Raw genomic sequence first — 18,892 nt, 5'->3', positions numbered from 1 at the left:
TAGCGCTTGCATTTCCAAAATGCGGACATGTAATCTCAAATCATGGACGACACCAGTGGCGTGGGCGTGCTCGACAAAGCCGCCCTTGTACTCACCGCACTCGAATCCGGACCGACCACCCTGGCGGGACTCGTCACGGCGACCGGACTGGCCCGACCGACAGCCCATCGCCTGGCCGTGGCGCTCGAACACCACCGCTTGGTGGGACGCGACCTGCAGGGCCGTTTCGTGTTGGGTCCGCGTCTGGGTGAACTCGCCTCCGCCGCGGGCGAGGACCGATTGCTGGCCACCGCCGGCCCCATTCTCGCGCGGCTTCGCGACATCACCGGTGAGTCCGCCCAGCTGTTCCGCAGGCAGGGCGAGTTCCGCGTGTGTGCTGCGGCGGCCGAGCGTCCCTCGGGACTGCGCGACACCATCCCGGTGGGCACCCAGTTGACGATGTCAGCTGGCTCCGCCGCCCAGGTGCTGCTCGCCTGGGAGGAGCCGGAGCGGGTGCAGCGCGGCCTGTCGTCCTCGAACTTCTCGGCAGTGGCTCTGGCGTCGGTGCGTCGACGTGGCTGGGCGCACTCCGTCGCCGAACGCGAGCCGGGGGTCGCCTCGGTCAGCGCGCCCGTCCGCTCGCCTTCCGGCAAGGTGATCGCCGCACTGTCGGTGTCGGGTCCGATCGAACGTCTGGGTCGCCAGCCGGGACGACTGCACGCCGCCGCCGTGATGAGCGCCGCCGAGCGGCTCTCGGAGGTCCTGCGCAGGGCAGCCTCGGCCGAGTGACCTGACGCCCGCACCAGCGGGCTCCCCTCGTCCACACCCGCAAACTCCCACCTTCGGGACAGACTGCACGCTCACAACCGTGAAGTGTGTCCCGGGAGTGGGAGTTTGTGCTGTCGGGGGCTCAGGCAGGGGCGATCCCGGTGAGCACGGAGCCGACCGGAACCACCCGACTGTGCCGCCCGGCCGCCACCCGTTCGGGACGCACCCCCGGCAGGTCGAGGTCGGCCTCGACGGGGGTGTCGACGAGCACGTGGAGCTCGCCGTCGGCCACGCTCCACCGGATCGAGGCTCGCCCGTGCGGGGTGTCGAGCCATGCCCTCGCCCACTCCACACCCAGACCCGGACGAGGGGCGAACCGCACCCGCGCATAGCCTGGCTCGGCGGGTGCCAGACCGGCGACGGTGCGGTGCAGCCAGTCGGCCACGGCGCCGAGGGCGTAGTGGTTGAAACTGGTCATCTCGCCGGGGTTGATGGAGCCGTCGGGCAGCATCGAGTCCCATCGCTCCCATATCGTCGTCGCCCCCATCGTCACCGGGTAGAGCCACGAGGGGCACTCGGTCTGCAGCAGCAGTCGGTAGGCCTCGACCAGGTGACCGGTGCTGGTCAGGGCGTCACACACGAACGGGGTGCCCGCGAAGCCGGTGGCGATGTGGAACCCCTCCTCGCGGGTGAGCTGGGCCAACCTGTCCCCGGCCAACTGGCGGCGGGGTTCGTCCAGCAGGTCGAACGCGATCGCCAGGGCGTAGACGGTGGGACAGTCCGAGAAGACGGTCCCGTCCTCGCCGACCCAGTGCTCGTTGAAGGCCTGTTTGGTGCGGGTCGCCAGTGCTTCCAGCCGTGCGGCATCCTGCTCGCGACCCAGCACCCGCGCGGCCTTGGCCGTCAATGTTGCGCTGCGGTACAGGGCGGCGGTGGCCACCACCCCCTTGTCGGCTCGCGCCTGGTCGGCGTGGTCCGGCGGGGCGGCCGGATCCAGCCAGTCGCCGAACTGGAAGCCCGTGTCCCACAGACCGGTGGGCGAGAGCAGGGTGGTGACGTGATCGATGTGGTCGACCATCGCGGGGTACGCCTCAGCCAGGGCATCGACGTCACCGTGGGCCTGCCACAGCGCCCACGGCACCCACACCGCGGCGTCGGACCACACGGCGGCGGTGGCGTCGTTGGCGGGTTCGACGATCTTCAGGGCGTCGGGGATGACGAAGGCCACCCGGCCGCCGGCGTGCACCTGTTCGGCTCGAAGGTCGGCCAACCAGTCGCCCAGGAACCCGCGCATGTCATAGAGGAAGGTGGCGGTGGGGGCGAACACGGCCAGGTCACCCGTCCAGCCCAACCGCTCGTCACGCTGCGGGCAGTCGGTGGGGACGTCGACCATGTTCCCCCGCAGCCCCCACACGATGTTGCGGTGGAGTTGGTTGAGTTCGGCATGGGAGGACTCGAAGTGCCCGGTGCGCCTCAGGTCGGACGAGACCACCACGGCGCGGAGGTCGTCGCGGTCCAGCTCACCGGGCCAGCCCTCCACCTCGACGTAGCGGAATCCGTGGAAGGTGAACGTCGGTTCGAAGTGGTCGGCACCCCCCGACAGCACGAAACGATCGGTGGCGAGCGCCGAGCGCAGCGGACGAGTGCCCAACTCCTCGTGCTCCAACACCTCGGCATGCCGCATGATCACCTCCTGACCGGCGGGCCCCTGCACCCTCAGCTTCACCCACCCCACCACGTTCTGGCCGAAGTCGACCAAGGTGCGTCCGGACGGGGACGTCCAGATGCGTCGGGGTGGCAACTCCTCATGCCTGACCACGGGCGGACCCAGATAGGGAACCAGCACCGAGGCGTCGAAGTCGAGCACCTCGGCTGGGCCCCAGCCACGGGGCTCGGACTCGGACGAGAAGCCGGGCCTCAGCCAGTCCCGCGCGGCTCGCCGCGCATCGATGGTCTGCCCGTCGTAGAGGTCATCGGTCAACACCTCGGACGGGCCCACGTCCCAGGACGCGTCGGTCACGACCGTTTGCACGTACCCGTCGGCGAAGGTGATCTCGAGTTGGGCGATCACGGCCGTGCGGTCGCCGTAGAGGTGGCGGCGTCCTTCCTGCCAGGTGAGGCGACCGGCCCACCACCCGTTCCCGACCAGGATGCTGGCCACGACAGGGTCGACGCTGGGGTGCAGGCGATGGGTGACGTCGTACTCGCGGTAGCGCTGCCGCCACTCGTAGCTGGTCCACCCGGGGCTCAACACGTCCGGACCGATCGGTCGTCCGTCGAGTTGTGCCTCGAAGATGCCGTGGGCACTCACGAACCAACGAGCCCGGACGATCGCGCCGTGCGTGTGGTCGACGGTGAACTCCCGACGGAATCGAGGTGCCGAGTCGCCACCGGTCGAGGCGGCAATGAGGCGTGCCGTCCACTTCGGGCTCGGTTCGGCGAGGGCGGGTGTCGACTGCGGCATGAAACGATTCAAGCACGGGCCGTGGTCCCCAGGCCGAGTGACCGCAAATGCGAGAGGCCCGTCAGTCGCCTGACGGGCCTCGATCTGTACCCCCGACCGGATTTGAACCGGCGCTACCGCCGTGAGAGGGCGGCGTGCTGGGCCGCTACACAACGGGGGCCAGCTGCCGAGTCTGACCTCGGCGCTCGAAGAACTCTACTGGAAACCTTGAGGGCCTGCCAATTCAGTTCTTCGCAGGGGTACTAGGACTCGAACCTAGAATAAAGGAACCAGAAACCTTCGTGTTGCCAATTACACCATACCCCTACGTTGCCGACCGGCTCCTCGGAACCCTCGGCAACGACGACTAACTCTAGAGCACGCCGACCAGATCGCTCAAATCCGTCCCGGGGTGATGGCGGGGGTGGTGTGGGCGACGTTGAGTCGGCGTCCGAACCACCAGCACAGGGCGGCGGTGACCGCGAATCCGGCCACGTCCCAGACCGCAGCGCTCGCGGTGATCTGGGTGACTCCCTTGGCCCGGGCGGCGCCCCCGCTGAAGATGGCGTAGCCGAAGGCGAAGACGTTGTTGGCCACATGCGCGGCGATGCCTGCCTCGATGCCTCCGGTGACGACCACCAGCGCACCTGCCAGCAGGCCGAAGGCGAATCGGTCGATGAACAACCAGATGTTCTGCACACCGTGGAACAGCGCGAAGACCAGCGCCGTCACCACCACGGCGGCCCAGCGGTTGCGGGTGATCCCACCGATGGCCTGCAGCATGTAGCCACGGAAGAAGAACTCCTCCCCCGCCGCTTGCAGGGGCGACAGCACCAGCACGAAGACGACCCAGAGCCAGGCCTGCGCGGGCACCGTCCACTGGGGGAAGTGACCCCAACCCCCCCAACCGCCCGAGGCCCATTCGCTCACCCACATGACCAGGTTCAACGCCACAGCGGCGATGGCGAGGCAGCCGACCAGGTAGCGCCACCGCAGGCCCGGTTGCACCGACAGCAGCCACCGCGGGCGCACCCGGTGCCAGCCCCACACGAGCGCGATGCTGAGCGGGATCAGCGTGGCAAGGGCAATGTGGGTCGCGGCCAGGCCCTCGGGCAGGTGGTAGGCCATGGCCCGGCCGTAGTAGGCGGTGAACCCGCCGTTCGGACGGCGGACCAGGTAGCCGAGTCCCAGGACCAGTTGGGCGACCACCGGTACCACCAACAGGTAGCCCGAGATCCCGATCAACAGGCCGACGACGCAGCGCACCATCACCTGGCGTCCTCTGCCGAGCACGTCGGGGTAGGCGATGGAGGGCTCCGGATCGGCGACCGGTTCGAGCAGTGGCTGCACCGGCTCAGGCCTCGTCCACGATCGGGTTGGTGAGCGTACCGATGCCGTCGATGGTGACGCTCACCTCCTGACCCGCCTGCATCGACCCGACCCCCGCGGGTGTCCCGGTCAGGATGACGTCGCCGGGGATGAGGGTGGTGAAGCCGGAGATGTAGGTGACCAGTTCGGTGATCGATCGCATCATCAGGTCGGTGTTGCCCCGCTGCCGGGTCTCCCCGTCCAGGGTGGTCTCGAGCGGCAGGTGCCCGGCCTCGTCCACCGACAGGTGGGTGACGAGCCACGGCCCGAGCGGGCAGAACGTGTCCCATCCCTTGGCCCGCGCCCACTGGCCCTCGGGTGCCTGCAGGTCCCTGGCGGTCACGTCGTTGGCGATGGTGTACCCGAAGATGACCTCCTGCACGCGTTCGGCGGGTACCTGCTTGGCGATGCGTCCGATCACGACGGCCAGTTCACCCTCGTAGCTCAACTCGTTGACCTCGGCCGGCTTGACGATGGCCTCGCCGGGCCCGATCACCGAGGTGTTGGGCTTGAAGAACAACAACGGGCGTTGGGGCACCTCATTGCCGAGTTCGGCAGCGTGGGCGGCATAGTTGCGGCCCACGCCAATGACCTTGGAGCGGGGGATGACCGGCGAGAGCAGTCGGACATCGGACAGGTCGTGGCGCTGCCCCGAGTAGTTCACCGGACCGGCCAAGGGATCCCCGGTGATCTGGGAGACGGTGTCGGGGTGGTCGCCCCCGTCAGCGGCGAGTTCGACGATGCCGTAGGCGGGGTCCTGACCGGGCAGGGAGTAACGAGCAATGCGCATGCGGTCAGCCTATCGACGCGGCCATCCGAAGCTGCGCGGGACGGCCCGGCACCGGAGCGGGCCGGGTTGGGACGGGCCGGGTCGGGGGGCCGGCGAGCTCTGCTCAGAGGAACAGGCAGAACGGATGGCCTGCCGGGTCGAACATCACCCGTACCGATTCCTGGGGCTGGTGGGGGGCGAGGCGCGCACCGCAGGCCAAGGCGTGGTCGACGGCCGCCGGCAGGTCGTCCACCAAGATGTCCAGGTGTTGACTGGCGAACTGGTGGCCGGGCTCGGCGGGCCACACGGGTGGGGTCCACTGCTCCTCGAACTCGAAGTTCACGGTGAACCGTCCCCCGTCGGACTCGGTGCTCAGCTGAGCCCACCCGGGGTCTGAGGGATTGGGTTCGCCGCCCAGCAGGCGAGCGTAGAAGTTGGCGAGGGCTGCCGCGTCAGCACAGCCGAGGGTGACGGAGGTCAACTGGAGTCGTGGGGCCATTCCCCCACCCTGCCATGGCGGCCGTCGGCACGCTGGGCGCTGCTGACATACTGCGAGGCATGAGTGCTTTCGATGCCGTCGAGTTGATCCGCCGCAAGCGTTCCGGGGCTGAGTTGACCAGTGACCAGATCGACTGGCTGATCCCGGCCTACACCCGAGGTGAGGTGGCCGACGAACAGATGTCGGCGATGGCGATGGCCATCTTCTTCCGCGGCATGGCCGACAGCGAGCTCTCGACCTGGACCACCGCGATGATAAACACCGGCGAGAGGCTCGACTTCTCCGGACTTTCTCGACCCACCGCCGACAAGCACTCCACGGGCGGGGTCGGTGACAAGATCACTCTCCCCCTCGCGCCGTTGGTCGCGGCCTGCGGTGTCGCCGTGCCACAGCTGAGCGGACGAGGCCTCGGCCACACCGGTGGCACCCTGGACAAGCTCGAGTCCATTCCCGGCTGGAGGGCGTCCCTGACGAACGACGAGATGATGCGCCAGTTGGAGGATGTGGGCGCCGTCATCTGCGCTGCCGGTTCGGGGCTGGCTCCGGCAGACAAGAAGCTCTACGCGCTGCGGGACGTCACCGGCACCGTCGAGGCGATCCCGCTGATCGCCAGTTCGATCATGTCGAAGAAGATCGCCGAGGGAACCGACTCGTTGGTGCTCGATGTGAAGGTCGGGGTCGGCGCTTTCATGCAGACCCTCGACCAGGCCCGTGAACTGGCGAGTCGCATGGTGGCCCTCGGCAAGGCAGCGGGCGTCACGACCGTCGCCCTGCTCACCGACATGGACACCCCGCTGGGCCGCGCGGCAGGCAACGCCGTCGAGGTGGCCGAGTCGGTGGAGGTCCTCGCCGGGGGCGGCCCGACCGACGTGGTCGACCTGACGCTGGCCCTGGCGCGCGAGATGGTGCAGTCAGCCGGCGTCGACGTCGACCCTGCCGACAAGCTTGCCGACGGCTCTGCGATGGACGTGTGGCGGCGGATGATCCGCGCCCAGGGTGGCGACCCGGAGGCGGCCCTCCCCCAGGCCCGACATCAGGAGGTCGTCCTCGCGGACCAGTCGGGGGTGCTCACCCGGCTCGATGCCATGGCCGTCGGTCTGGCGGCGTGGCGACTCGGTGCGGGGCGCGCCCGCAAGGAGGACCCGGTGCAGACGGGGGCCGGTGTGATGATGCATGCCAAGCCCGGTGACGCCGTCACCGCGGGTCAGCCGCTGTTCACCCTGCTCACCGACACCCCGGAGACGTTCGACCGGGCCAAGCAGGCACTGGAGGGCGGCTGGACGATCGAGGCGTCCGGCTCGTTCGAAGGACGACCGCTGGTGATCGAGCGCATCAGCTGACTGACGCCGCGCCCCACCGACTGGCGAGCGAAGCGAGACCTCCGGGCGGTGAGCGTCGCAGCTTGCTGCGAGCCGCCCCATGGACACGTGGCGAGCGTCGCAGCTTGCTGACAGGTGTGCCCCACCGACGCGACCACGACGGGCGAGCGAAGCGAGACCTCAGGGCGGCGAGCGTCGCAGCTTGCTGCGAGCCGCCCCATCGACTCAATAGCCCTTGACGAGTCCGTAGAGGTAACCGTCGGCCAAGGCCTCCCAGGAGGCCTCGATCACGTTGGTGCCCACACCCACCGTGGTCCAGGTGTGGTCGGTGGTGCCCATGTCGATCAGCACCCGCACGACCGCGTCGGTTCCGAAGCCGGCCTCGAGGATGCGCACCCGGTAATCGGAGAGCCGGTAGGGCAGCACTTGCTCGAACCCGTGCGCCACCACCTCGCGGAGTGCCGAGTCGAGCGCGTTGACGGGGCCGTTTCCGTCCGAGGTGACGGTCTTGGTCTCACCGTCGAGGGTGAGGGTGACGGTGGCCTGGGAGTCGCCGGGAACGTTCAAGGCCTGGTGCCGGGTGCTGACCTCCCACGCGCCCACCTCGAAAGGCTTGTCGAGGGTGCCGAGCAGGTCACGCATCAGCAGTTCGAAGCTGGCGTCGGAGGCCTCGTAGGAGTAGCCGTTCGCTTCCCGTTCCTTGACCACGTCGGCCACCATTGCGGCGGTGTCACGGTCTGGGAGTTCGAATCCCAACTGCTCGGCCTTGATCTGGATGTTGGCGCGACCCGACATGTCTGAGATGAGCATGCGCATGTCGTTGCCCACCAGAGCAGGGTCGATGTGCTGGTAGAGATTGGGGTCGACCCTGATGGCTGAGGCGTGAAGTCCTGCCTTGTGTGCGAAGGACGAGTGACCCACGTACGGCTGGCGCGCGTGCGCCGGCTGGTTGGCGATCTCGGCGATCGCGTGGCTGATGTGGGTGAGTGACTCGAGCCCTCGTCCGCCCAGGGGTTCCCACCCGTACTTGAGCTGCAGGTTGGCCACCACCGTGGTGAGGTCGGCATTGCCGGTCCGCTCGCCGTAGCCGTTGATGGTGCCCTGCACGTGCATGGCGCCGGCCTCGACGGCCGCCATCGAGTTGGCGACAGCGCAGCCCGTGTCGTTGTGGCAGTGGATGCCGAGGTCGACCCCGATGGCCGCTGCGGACGAGACCACGTCGCCCATCCAGCTGGGCAGCATGCCGCCGTTGGTGTCACACAGCACGACCACCTCTGCGCCGGCCTCGGCAGCGGCCCGTACCACCTCGAGGGAGTAGGCCTCGTTGCGGCGGAACCCGTCGAAGAAGTGTTCGCAGTCGACGAAGACCCGCTTGCCCTCGTTGACGAGGTGGCTGACGGTGTCGCGCACCATCGCCAGGTTCTCGTCCAGGGTCGTACGCAGGGCCTGTTCCACGTGGCGGTCGTGGGACTTTGCGACCAGGCAGATGTGACTCGTGCCGGCGTCACGTAGGGCAGCCACCAAGGGGTCGTCCGCCGCCTTCCCGCCGGGACGTCGGGTGGATCCGAAGGCGACCAGAGTGGCGTTGCGCAGGGCGAGGCCTTCGGCGGCCGCCTTGAAGAAGGCGGTGTCGTTCGGATTGGCGCCCGGCCAGCCACCCTCGATGTGGGTGACACCCAGTTCGTCCAACAGTCCCGCGATGCGCAGCTTGTCGGAGACGGTGAGCCTCAAGCCCTCCTGCTGGGCGCCGTCACGAAGAGTGGTGTCGTAGACGTGCAGGTACTCGGGCGCGACGGGGGTGAGCGTCACTGGTCAACTCCTGTGCGGTGCATGGCGTGTCCCCCGATCTGGGGGTTCGTACAATCCTGAGGCACGAACCAACCAGTGGGTGCGGGGTTCCAGTGTGTGGTACGCCGCTCAGGCCAACCGGTACAGCCAACCATGGGTGTCCTCGGCGCGTCCGTACTGGATGTCGACCAGTCGCTCGCGGATGCGCAGCGACACCTCGCCGCTGCCGGGCACCACCAGTTCTCCCCCGTTCGACCTGATGGCGCGGATCGGCGTGATGACGGCGGCCGTGCCGCACGCGAAGATCTCGGTGAAACGGCCCGCCTCGACACCGGCGACCACCTCTGCCCAGGCCACCGGGCGTTCGACCGGGGTGAGGCCGAGGTCGCGTCCGACCTGCAGGACCGAGGAACGTGTCACCCCTTCGAGGATCGTGCCCGAGGTCTCGGGGGTGACCAACTCACCGTCGGCGCTCACCAGCACGATGTTCATGCCACCGAGCTCCTCGAGCCAACGGTGCTCGACGGCGTCGAGGAAGAGCACCTGGGAGCAGCCGTGCTCGGCCGCCTTCGCCTGCGCCTGGAGGGAAGCCGCGTAGTTGCCGCCACACTTGGCGGCCCCGGTGCCGCCGGGGGCTGCACGGGAGAACTCGTCCTCGAGCCAGATGTCGACCGGTTCGACGCCCCCCGGGAAGTAGGGTCCGACCGGCGATGCGATCACGAGGTGGGTGACGCTTCTCGCGGCCCGAACCCCCAGATAGGCCTCGCGCGCGAACATGAAGGGACGAAGGTACAGACTCTGTTCACCCTGCCCGCCACCGCTGTGGCCCTGCTCGCACCGCCCGTCATCGACCCCCTCGTCGTCGGAACGCCCGTCCAGTCCAGCGGGCACCCAGCGCTCGTCGAGTCGGACGAGGGCCTCAATGCTCGCGAGGAAGTCGGCGGCCGGGAGCACGGGCAACTGCAGTCGGGTCGCCGAGCGGGCGTAGCGGGCTGCATTGGCCTCGGGCCTGAAGGTCCACACGGAGCCGTCGCCGTGCCGGTAGGCCTTCATGCCCTCGAAGATCTCCTGGGCGTAGTGGAGCACCGCAGCCGCCGGGTCGAGCTGGATCGGCCCGTAGGGGACGACGGCCGCGTCGTGCCACCCCTGGTCGGCCGTCCACTCCACGCGCGACATGTGATCGGTGAAGTGCACCCCGAAGCCGGGGTTGGCGTGCACCCGTGCGATCGTGGCCGCATCGGAGAACGTGGGGTCGGTGGGCAGGGTGAACTCCATGCCAGCAACCTACCGCCCGGGTGCTGGAACCTGCACCCGGCTTGCGGCGATGCTGGCTACAGTCACGGCCATGAGCAACGACAGCCAACACACCCCGACCATCGCCGTCATCGGCGGCGACTACATCGGGCCGGAGGTGACCGCCGAAGCCGTCAAGGTGCTCAAGGCCACCGTGGGAGAGAACACCTTCAGCTTCGTCGACCACGACCTCGGGGCCGAGGCATGGAAGCGAACCGGCGAGGTGCTGCCCGACTCGACCCTTGAGGAGCTCAAGCGGGTTGACGCGATCATCCTCGGCGCCGTGGGGGCGCACCCCGGGGACCAGCAGATCCCCTCGGGTCTGCTCGAACGTGGTCTGCTGCTCAAGCTGCGCTTCGCCCTCGACCACGCAGTGAACCTTCGCCCCTCGAAGTTGTACCCCGGGGTGCCCTCGCCACTGTCCGACCAGGTGGTGGCCCAGGGGCCGATCGACTTCGTCGTCGTGCGTGAGGGCACCGAGGGCCTGTACTGCGGCAATGGTGGCGCCGTGCGGGTGGGAACACCCCAGGAGTTGGCCACCGAGGTCAGCATCAACACGGCCTTCGGTGTGGAGCGGGTCGTCCGTGACGCGTTCGAGCGCGCCACCCAGCGCCGCAACCATGTCACCCTGCTGCACAAGCACAACGTGCTCGTGAATGCCGGCAAGCTGTGGAACCGGGTGTTCACCGAGGTCGCCGCCGAGTACCCGCAGGTGTCGACCGACTACCAGCACATCGACGCGGCCATGATCCACCTGACCACCAACCCCTCGCGGTTCGACGTGATCGTCACCGACAACCTGTTCGGCGACATCGTCACCGACCTCGCCGGAGCCGTCACCGGTGGCATCGGCCTCGCCGCCAGCGCCAACATCAACCCCACCCGCCAGTACCCCTCGATGTTCGAGCCGGTGCACGGCTCGGCACCCGACATCGCCGGCACCGGCAAGGCCGACCCGACCGCCGCCATCTCGTCGATGGCCCTGCTGCTCGAGCACCTGGGACGACCCGAGGACGCGGCCCGCATCGTGGCCGCCGTCGAGTCCGACATCGCGGGCCGGGCCGGCAAGCAGCGGATCACCCAGCAGATCGGTGACGACATCGCCGCCCGGGTGGCCGGCTGAAGACCGATCATCACGATTGGGTGACAACACCGCTTGTCACGGCCTGATCGGGCGCAGGATGGACACATGTCCCTCCGGCGCCCGATCTCATGGGGGCCCACACCTGCGCGGTCGGCACGGGCGTGGTTCGCCGCCGCGGTCGCCGGACTCGTACCGCTGCTTGTCGCCGTGCTGCTGTCCACCTGGTCGGCCACCACCGCCTGGGCGTGCTCGTGTGTCGAGGAGGACCTGAACCATCAGGTGACCAGAGCGGACGCGATCTTCCGCGGCGTGGTCGAGCGAGTCCGGGTGCCCACTGGCAATCAGATGGCCGGAAACGTGCTCACTGTCCGTCCCACCCAGGTCTGGAAGGGCGAAGCTCGCGGGCGTCTGGAGGTGATCGATGGGTATGGCCAAGGAGGTGGCGCCTGCGGCCAGGACTTCGCGGTCGGCGCCGACGTGCTCTTCATGGTGCAGCGCACCGGCGAGGGGTGGCAGGGCGGCCTGTGTTCGGGAACCGGGAGCCACTCCGCCTCACGCGCCTCCGACATCACCGAACTGCTGGGCGCGGGAACCGAGATCTCGATCACACCGCTGCCACCGCTGCCCGCCACCGAGGACCACACGCCCGCCTACTGGTACGCGAGTGGCGCGTTCGTCGTCCTCTGTTTGGCTGTGGCGATATGGATTCGGCGCCGCCGAAGGTCCTGACCCGACAGATACCGCGCGGACCAGACCGCACGGCACCTAGGCTGGCGGCATGCCGCTGGATGAACTGTTCGCCGCCCGCCTCGCCGAGGCCGCCCAACTGGCCCAGGAACAGGGCCTGGACGCCGAGTCGCCGCAGGTGCAGGCAGTGATGGCGCGCCCCTACGGGGCGGCCGAGTCCGACGAGGTGCTGATCCACCACGACACGATCCCCGGCCCGCACGGCGACATACCGGTGCGCGTCTACCGCGACCCCTCGGCTGCACCGCAGGCCCCGGGACTGGTCTGGTGCCACGGAGGAGCCTTCATGTGGGGCGACCTCGACATGCCCGAGGCGGACGAGGTGAGCCGAGGCATCGCGACCCGAACCCAGGGCGTGGTCATCTCGGTCGACTACCGACTGACCGGGGCCCCGAACCCCCCCACCGCCATGCCGCTGCCCGAGTCAGTCAGCAACCAGTACCCGATCGCCCACGACGAGGTGACCACCGCCTACCGCTGGGTGCATGAGCACGCCGCCCAGCTCGGCATCGACCCCGACCGGCTGGCCATCGGGGGAGCCTCCGCCGGCGCCAACCTGATCGCGGGCGCGGTCGTCCGGTTGCGGGACGAGGGCGGCCCGCTCCCCCATGTCTGGCTGCCCATCTACCCCGCCGTCCACGCCCACACGCCGGAGATGTCGGACGAGTTGCGTCGCGACCTCGACCAGTTCGGGTCAGGGTTCGACGAGACAGCGCTGACCTTCATCGGCGCCGCCTATGGGGCCACCGTCGATGACCCGTACGGCTATGTCGGTCACCGAACTGACATGGCGGGTCTGCCCCGCTGCCTGATCGTCAACGACCAGTACGACGAGCTTCGTGCCTCCGGCGAGGCCCTGGCCCGGCACCTGGAGGCCAGTGGTGTCGAGGTCGTCTGCCTGACGGCCCACGGCATGAAGCACGGTCACCTGAACCTGGTCGGACACCCGCGCACGAAGCAGACCTTGGACGACATGGCCGCCGCCATCCTGAGCTGAGGTGGCCGGGAGGTGTGGTCGCAGCGGCGTCCGCACTGACAGGGGACGCGTGGGTGGCTCACAGGAAACACCCAGACTCCCGGAGTTGGTTGGTGGTCGAGGACGCACGGAACGCCCACCCCGATCACCCGGAGGCTCCCATGACCAACGATCGATTCGAACACCAGCCGGTCCAGTACCCGCAAGGCCCCACCCAACAGTGGCCCACCCAACAGTGGCCCGACCAACAGCAGCCCACCCAACAGGCTGCCGCTGCGACCAAGCACTCACGCGGTCGCATCTCCTCGGTGCTGGCGGTCGCAGTACTGGCCGCGGGTGTCGGGGGAGGAGCCGGTGTCATCACCGACCGCTACCTTGCGGACCAGCGCCCGGCTGCCGTCGCCTCGGCGAGCGGATCGGGTGCAGCCTCGTCCACGACGGTCACCAAGGTGGTGCAGGGCGACTCGTCCAACCCTGACTGGTCGAGGACGGCCGCCACGGCTTCGAAGTCGGTCGTCTCCATCACCGTCTCCTCGGCCCGGTCGGAGGCGGCCGGTACGGGAGTCATCTGGGACACGGCCGGTCACATCGTCACCAACAACCACGTCGTGTCGGGACTCGGCACGGGAGCGACGATCACGGTGCAGTTCGGGACCAGCAGCCATCCCGCGACCATCGTCGGCACTGATGCCTCGTCCGACCTGGCCGTGATCAAGGTCGCGGGACTCCCGTCGGGCAGCCAGCCGATCACGGTGGCCGACTCCGACAAGGCGTCCGTCGGGCAGGCGGTGATGGCCATCGGCAATCCGCTCGGTCTGAGCGACACGGTCACCACGGGCATCGTCAGTGCTCTCAACCGTCCGGTGGTCACCACGGGCGAGACCACCACACCCACGACGCAGGCCGACGCCGTCTACACCAACGCGATCCAGACCTCGGCACCCATCAACCCCGGGAACTCCGGAGGCGCCCTGGTCAACGCAGACGCTGAGCTGCTGGGGATCAACTCCTCGATCGCGACGCTGTCGAGTGGCACGGCCAGCCAGAGCGGCAGCATCGGCATCGGGTTCGCGATCCCGTCGAACGAGGTGAGCTACGTGGTCAAGCAGCTGATTGCCGACGGCACGGCGGACCACGCCTACCTCGGCATCGGCACCACCGACGGCACGGCCACTGTCAACGGGGTCACCATCACCGGCGCCCAGGTGCGCTCGGTCTCGGCCGGGACACCCGCAGCGAGGGCTGGACTGCGGGCGGGCGACCTGATCACCTCCGTCAACGGCACCTCGGTGGCCTCGTCGGACTCCTTGGTCGCGCTCGTGCGGTCGGCGGAGGTGAACGAGAAGGTGACACTGGGGGTCGTCCGCAAGGGAACGGCCACCACCCTCACCACGACTCTGGTGGCCGCCCCCAGAAGTGCCGGCTCAGGCAGCTCACCCCGCACCGGCGGACGATGACCTCGGGATCAGGAATTCACAGCGTCACGCGAACGGCGTGGGTACCCCGTTGACCGGGGCACCCACGCCGTCGTCGTCTCCCCCGGATCAGGCGGGGTCGCCCTCGGGCACCTTCTGCGTCGCGACGACGGCCTCATCGGAATAGGCCGACATCAGCCTCGAGAGATCGACCCCGGTGGTGTTCTTGATCAACTCCATGGTCTGCACCACCGTGTTGGTCACCTGCTTGGGGACCGCACCGGCTCCGTCGGTCGAGATCACGGTCAGCTTGTCGATACCCGCCATCGGGGCTGCGACCTTCTCGGCCACCTGCGGCAGCACCTCCACCAACATCTGCAGCACAGCGGCCTCGTTGTAGCGTGCGAAGGCATCGGCCCGCTTGTTCATGGCAGCTGCCTCGGCCTCACCCACCGCGAGCACGCTGGAGGCCTTCGCATCGCCCTCAGCGCGCACGGCATCGGCCTCGGCGATACGACGGGCCTTCTCGGCCTCACCCCGCCGGGCACCCTCGATCGCTTCGGCTTCCGCGAGTGCGGCACGTCGGGACTTGTCGCCCTCTCCGGTCAAGCGGGCCGTCTCTGCCTCTGCCTCGGCATTGGCGATGGCGGCGGCCTTCGCGGCGGCAGCCTGCGAGATCGCAGCAGCCCGCCTCGCCTCCGCCTCCGTCTCGACGCGGTAACGCTCGGCGTCGGCTGGCTTGCGAACCTCGGTGTCGAGTTGGCGTTCCTTGAGGGCCGCCTGCCTCACGGCCACCTTCTCCTGCTCGGTCAGGATGGCCTGGTCACGGTCGGCCTGGGCCAAGGGCCCCGAGGCCGCGGCTCGAGCGGATGCCGCGTCGGTCTCGGCCTTGATCTCTGACTGCTTCAGGGCCAGTTCGCGCTGGGCGATGGCGATCTGCTGCTCGGCGGCGATCCTGGCCTGTTCCGCCTGCTGTCGGGCGGCCGATTCGGCGATCGCGGCCACCTGCTGCACCTTCGCTGCCTCGGGTCGTCCGAGGTCGGAGAGGTAGGTGCCGTCATCGGTGATGTCCTGGATCTGGAAGGTGTCGAGCACCAGACCCTGCCCCGTCAGGGACGATTCCGACTCGTCGGCCACCCGCTGCGCGAACGCCGCCCGGTCCCTGATGATCTGCTCGACGGTCAACGGGCCGACGATGGAGCGCAGCGAACCAGCGAGGGTCTCCTGGGTGAAGGTCTCGATCTCGTCCTGCTGGGACAGGAAGCGCTGGGCTGCCGCCCGGATGGAGTCCTCGTTCCCGCCCACCTTGACGATGGCGACGCCGTCGAGGTTGAGCTTGATTCCCTGACCCGAGACCGCCCCCTTGATCTGCACCATGATGCGGCGGCTCGAGAGGTCGAGCGTGTGCAGTCGCTGCACGAACGGCCACACGAACACTCCTCCACCCATCACCACCTTCTGGCCCGACAGGTCGGTCGACAGGATCCCGGTCTCGGGATTGCGCACCTCCTTGCCCTTGCGGCCGGTCACGATGAAGGCCTCGTTGGGACCGGCGACGCGGTAACGGCTGACGATCAGCAGGGCGGCGATGACTGCCACCACCACCGCCGCTGCGATGCCGATCGCCAGGGGAGAGATGTCGGGCATGGTGCTCCTGTCCGGTTTGGGTCCCTGGGTGGCGCCGGTGGGCGCGGGACCTCTGGTTGGTGTCTTGCAGGCTGGGTTGGGTCAGTGCGGGGTGTCATTGGTGGGTGCGTCGCCGGGATCGGTCGTGCGGACCTCGATGGCGGTGGCCGACACGACGCCGGCCACCCACACCTGCGTTCCCCGGGGCAGCGGTCCGTCGGCGCGGGCGTTGAGCTTGAGCGGGTGGCCAGCGGCATTCACGCGAACCTCGCCGAACCCCGAGCTCGGGATGTCGGAGATCACCGTGGCGTTCAGGCCGACCAAGGACGAGGTGTTGAGCGATGCAGTGGGGTCGTTGCGGTCGAGGGCGCGGGTCAGTCGTCCGAGCAGCCAACCGACCATCAAACCGGCGACCACGCCGACGGGAATGGCCAGCCAAGTGCTGCCGGTGGCCGAGCGGACGCCCCAGCCGACGAAACCGAACACTCCCAGGAAGGCAGCGATCGCAGCGCTCGAGACGAGGTCGGAGTCGAGCAGACCACCGAGGTGGTCACCGATCTGCAGGAAGTCCCCCAGGACCAACGAGAGCACGAGGATCGCCGCACCGATCCCGCCGACCACCAGGAACACCATCAGAGACTGCCTTCCGCTGACCTGAAGGCTATCGGTCGTGCGGTTCAGCGCTGAGCCCGCCCCCAGGCGTCCAGAAGTTCGTCGACACTGGCGTACCGATCCTCCCGGGAGGTGCTGCGGGCGCGTTCCGCCACCTCGAACTGGCGTGGACTGGCCTCCCAGGCCGTGAACTGCTTGGTGCCACTGTCGCCGAGCAGGGCGTGCGCCAGACAGCCCAGGGTGAAGACTGTGGTGCTCTCGTCCAGGAGGGCGCCGAGTTGGAACTCCTCGGGCGCCATGAACCGCGTCGATCCCCACATGCGCCCCATGGTGTTGGTCAGGGGTGCGCGTTGGTAGAGGTCGATGTCGCAGACCACCGCCCGACCGGCAGCCGGATCGACCATGACCGATCCGTCGTACAGGTCGACCGGAACCCAACCCTTCTCAGCGACATGGGCGTGGAAGGCGATCAATTGGCTGACGAGGTCCACGCGGACTGGTTGCGGGAGCGCCCGCACCTCGTGCACGCGGTCGTACTGCCTGCCCAGGGGGATCGCGTCCGTCCACTCGAAGACGAGCAGATGCCCGGTCGCGTCGCCGAGGTCGAGGTCACGTCGGTCGCGAAGCCGGACGAGGCTCGGGTGCGCCAACTGCTCGAAGGCCTCCCCCGCATGCCGCAGGCGCTCGACCGCGTCCGGGATCGTTCCCTCGTAGCGCGAGGTTGCGGCGCCGGCCATCTTCAGGAAGAGGCGCTCACCATCATGGGCGCCCAGGCACAGGTTGCCGGAGTCCTGGTCTGCCAGCACGGTGAAGACCCGACCCCACGGGGCGACCCAGCCCAGGTCGGTGGGAGCCCGCAGCGGTACCGGAAGACCGTCGATCCAGTGGGTGATCACGCTGTCCCCGCCGTCCCTCGAGCCGGTCGCGCCCGACCCAGAGGCCCGAACACACTCTCGGCCAATGTCCAGACGTCACGCTTGTGGGCGTGAAGTCTGACCATTGGCCGAGGGTGTGGTTCGGGTGGGTCAGCGAGCGGCCGTGCCCTCGGTGTAGTCGGAGTCGGACGACTTGACCCATGACATCAGCTTGCGCAGTTCGCGACCGGTGGCCTCGATGGGGTGGTTCTCCCCCGCCTCACGGAAGGCCTTGAACTCGGGAGCGCCCGCGTCCTGGTCGTCGATGAAGCGCTTGGCGAAGGCACCGTTCTGCACGTCGGTCAGGACGGCCTTCATGTTCTCCTTCACCCGAGCGTCGATGACGCGGGGGCCCGAGACGTAGTCGCCGAACTCGGCGGTGTCGGAGACCGACCAGCGCTGCTTGGCGATGCCGCCCTCGTACATCAGGTCGACGATCAGCTTCAGTTCGTGCAGGCACTCGAAGTAGGCGACCTCGGGCTGGTACCCGGCCTCCACCAAGGTCTCGAAACCGGCCTGGACGAGCGCAGAGGCGCCGCCACAGAGAACGGCCTGCTCACCGAACAGGTCAGTCTCGGTCTCCTCGGTGAAGGTGGTCTGGATGCCACCGGCACGCAGACCACCGATGGCCCGGGCGTACGAGAGGGCGAGGTCGAGGGCATGGCCCGACTCGTCCTTCTCGACGGCGACGAGCACGGGCACGCCACGACCGTCGGCGTATTCGCGACGCACGAGGTGACCGGGGCCCTTCGGGGCAACCATGCACACGTCGACACCCTCGGGGGCCTGGATGTAGCCGAAACGGATGTTGAACCCGTGCGCGAAGAACAGTGCGTCACCCTTGGCCAGGTTCGGCAGGATCTCGTTGGCGTAGACCGTGCGCTGCACCTGGTCGGGAACCAGGATCATGACCAGGTCGGCCTCCTCGACGGCCTCGGCCACGCTGAGCACGCGGAGACCGGCCGCCTCGGCCTTCTCACGGGACTTCGAGCCCTCGGCCAGGCCGACGCGCACGTCGACACCCGAGTCGCGCAGGTTGAGCGCGTGGGCGTGGCCCTGCGATCCGTAGCCGATCACGGCGACGTGACGGTTCTGGATGATCGACAGATCAGCGTCCTGGTCGTAGTACATCTTTGCTGCCATGGGTGTGGTTCTCCTTGTGGGATCTTGCTTCGGGGTGGTCGTGGGATGGTCGCCCAGTTGGGTGGTCGTCCAGTTCGGTGGTCGTCCAGGGGATTCTTGCGTGCCCGCTGCGGGACGGGTGAACCCGTCCGCTTCGTGGCACCGGCGTG

General features: G+C 68.5%; 16 protein-coding genes and 2 tRNA genes. 6 read left to right on the top strand and 12 right to left on the bottom strand.

Features of this window, described 5'->3' with window-relative positions:
• Nucleotides 1–42 precede the first annotated feature (42 nt).
• The gene (locus H507_RS0106825) at nt 43–768 is read left to right on the top strand and encodes an IclR family transcriptional regulator (RefSeq protein WP_022909978.1); all 726 of its coding nucleotides are present in this window, start codon (nt 43–45) and stop codon (nt 766–768) included.
• 121 nt (nt 769–889) lie between these two features.
• Here the strand turns inward: H507_RS0106825 and H507_RS15315 are convergent, their stop codons facing one another.
• The 6 genes from H507_RS15315 to H507_RS0106795 all read right to left on the bottom strand — a co-directional run bounded on the left by H507_RS15315 (nt 890) and on the right by H507_RS0106795 (nt 5,826).
• On the bottom strand, nt 890–3,211 hold the full coding sequence (locus tag H507_RS15315; protein WP_022909977.1) for an alpha-L-rhamnosidase: 2,322 nt from the start codon (nt 3,209–3,211) through the stop codon (nt 890–892).
• 87 nt (nt 3,212–3,298) lie between these two features.
• Nucleotides 3,299–3,371 (bottom strand) — tRNA-Glu (locus tag H507_RS0106815).
• 74 nt (nt 3,372–3,445) lie between these two features.
• A tRNA-Gln gene (locus H507_RS0106810) sits at nt 3,446–3,517 on the bottom strand.
• Nucleotides 3,518–3,586: 69 nt separating this feature from the next.
• Complete coding sequence (locus H507_RS0106805) at nt 3,587–4,540, bottom strand: CPBP family intramembrane glutamic endopeptidase (RefSeq protein ID WP_022909976.1); 954 nt, start codon at nt 4,538–4,540, stop codon at nt 3,587–3,589.
• A 4-nt stretch (nt 4,541–4,544) separates the two neighbouring features.
• The gene (locus H507_RS0106800) at nt 4,545–5,348 is read right to left on the bottom strand and encodes a fumarylacetoacetate hydrolase family protein (protein WP_022909975.1); all 804 of its coding nucleotides are present in this window, start codon (nt 5,346–5,348) and stop codon (nt 4,545–4,547) included.
• Between the two features lie 103 nt (nt 5,349–5,451).
• Nucleotides 5,452–5,826: a VOC family protein gene (locus H507_RS0106795; protein WP_022909974.1), complete on the bottom strand. Its 375-nt coding sequence runs from the start codon at nt 5,824–5,826 to the stop codon at nt 5,452–5,454.
• A 59-nt stretch (nt 5,827–5,885) separates the two neighbouring features.
• On the opposite strand from H507_RS0106795, the gene H507_RS0106790 reads away from it, so the two are divergent.
• The gene (locus H507_RS0106790) at nt 5,886–7,166 is read left to right on the top strand and encodes a thymidine phosphorylase (RefSeq protein WP_026377893.1); all 1,281 of its coding nucleotides are present in this window, start codon (nt 5,886–5,888) and stop codon (nt 7,164–7,166) included.
• Between the two features lie 204 nt (nt 7,167–7,370).
• Here the strand turns inward: H507_RS0106790 and cimA are convergent, their stop codons facing one another.
• Nucleotides 7,371–8,954: a citramalate synthase gene (gene cimA, locus H507_RS0106785; protein WP_022909972.1), complete on the bottom strand. Its 1,584-nt coding sequence runs from the start codon at nt 8,952–8,954 to the stop codon at nt 7,371–7,373.
• Between the two features lie 108 nt (nt 8,955–9,062).
• A complete protein-coding gene (gene ilvE / locus H507_RS0106780) occupies nt 9,063–10,208 on the bottom strand; it encodes a branched-chain-amino-acid transaminase (protein WP_022909971.1) in 1,146 nt (381 codons plus the stop codon).
• 70 nt (nt 10,209–10,278) lie between these two features.
• Here ilvE and H507_RS0106775 point away from each other — a divergent pair, with 70 nt between their 5' ends.
• From H507_RS0106775 to H507_RS0106760, 4 genes are all read left to right on the top strand, one after another.
• Nucleotides 10,279–11,349, top strand: a complete 1,071-nt coding sequence (locus tag H507_RS0106775) for a 3-isopropylmalate dehydrogenase (RefSeq protein ID WP_026377892.1) — start codon at nt 10,279–10,281, stop codon at nt 11,347–11,349.
• A 66-nt stretch (nt 11,350–11,415) separates the two neighbouring features.
• Nucleotides 11,416–12,039, top strand: coding sequence for a hypothetical protein (locus H507_RS0106770; RefSeq protein ID WP_022909969.1), 624 nt, complete (start codon nt 11,416–11,418; stop codon nt 12,037–12,039).
• 49 nt (nt 12,040–12,088) lie between these two features.
• Nucleotides 12,089–13,054 (top strand): alpha/beta hydrolase, encoded by a 966-nt coding sequence (locus tag H507_RS15310; RefSeq protein WP_022909968.1) that lies wholly within the window; start codon nt 12,089–12,091, stop codon nt 13,052–13,054.
• A 140-nt stretch (nt 13,055–13,194) separates the two neighbouring features.
• Nucleotides 13,195–14,490: a S1C family serine protease gene (locus H507_RS0106760; protein WP_211217319.1), complete on the top strand. Its 1,296-nt coding sequence runs from the start codon at nt 13,195–13,197 to the stop codon at nt 14,488–14,490.
• An 87-nt stretch (nt 14,491–14,577) separates the two neighbouring features.
• On the opposite strand, the gene H507_RS15305 is transcribed toward H507_RS0106760, so the two are convergent.
• The 4 genes from H507_RS15305 to ilvC all read right to left on the bottom strand — a co-directional run bounded on the left by H507_RS15305 (nt 14,578) and on the right by ilvC (nt 18,743).
• Complete coding sequence (locus H507_RS15305) at nt 14,578–16,095, bottom strand: flotillin family protein (protein WP_022909966.1); 1,518 nt, start codon at nt 16,093–16,095, stop codon at nt 14,578–14,580.
• An 81-nt stretch (nt 16,096–16,176) separates the two neighbouring features.
• Nucleotides 16,177–16,707, bottom strand: coding sequence for an NfeD family protein (locus H507_RS15300; protein WP_022909965.1), 531 nt, complete (start codon nt 16,705–16,707; stop codon nt 16,177–16,179).
• Between the two features lie 44 nt (nt 16,708–16,751).
• Complete coding sequence (locus tag H507_RS0106745) at nt 16,752–17,582, bottom strand: serine/threonine-protein kinase (protein WP_022909964.1); 831 nt, start codon at nt 17,580–17,582, stop codon at nt 16,752–16,754.
• 129 nt (nt 17,583–17,711) lie between these two features.
• Entirely contained in the window at nt 17,712–18,743 is a 1,032-nt protein-coding gene (gene ilvC / locus H507_RS0106740) for a ketol-acid reductoisomerase (protein ID WP_026377890.1), read from the bottom strand.
• Nucleotides 18,744–18,892: the final 149 nt, after the last annotated feature.

It is taken from the genome of Aestuariimicrobium kwangyangense DSM 21549, from assembly GCF_000421525.1.
In the GTDB taxonomy this organism is placed as follows: domain Bacteria; phylum Actinomycetota; class Actinomycetes; order Propionibacteriales; family Propionibacteriaceae; genus Aestuariimicrobium; species Aestuariimicrobium kwangyangense.
This window is presented reverse-complemented; position numbering and strand designations above follow the sequence as displayed.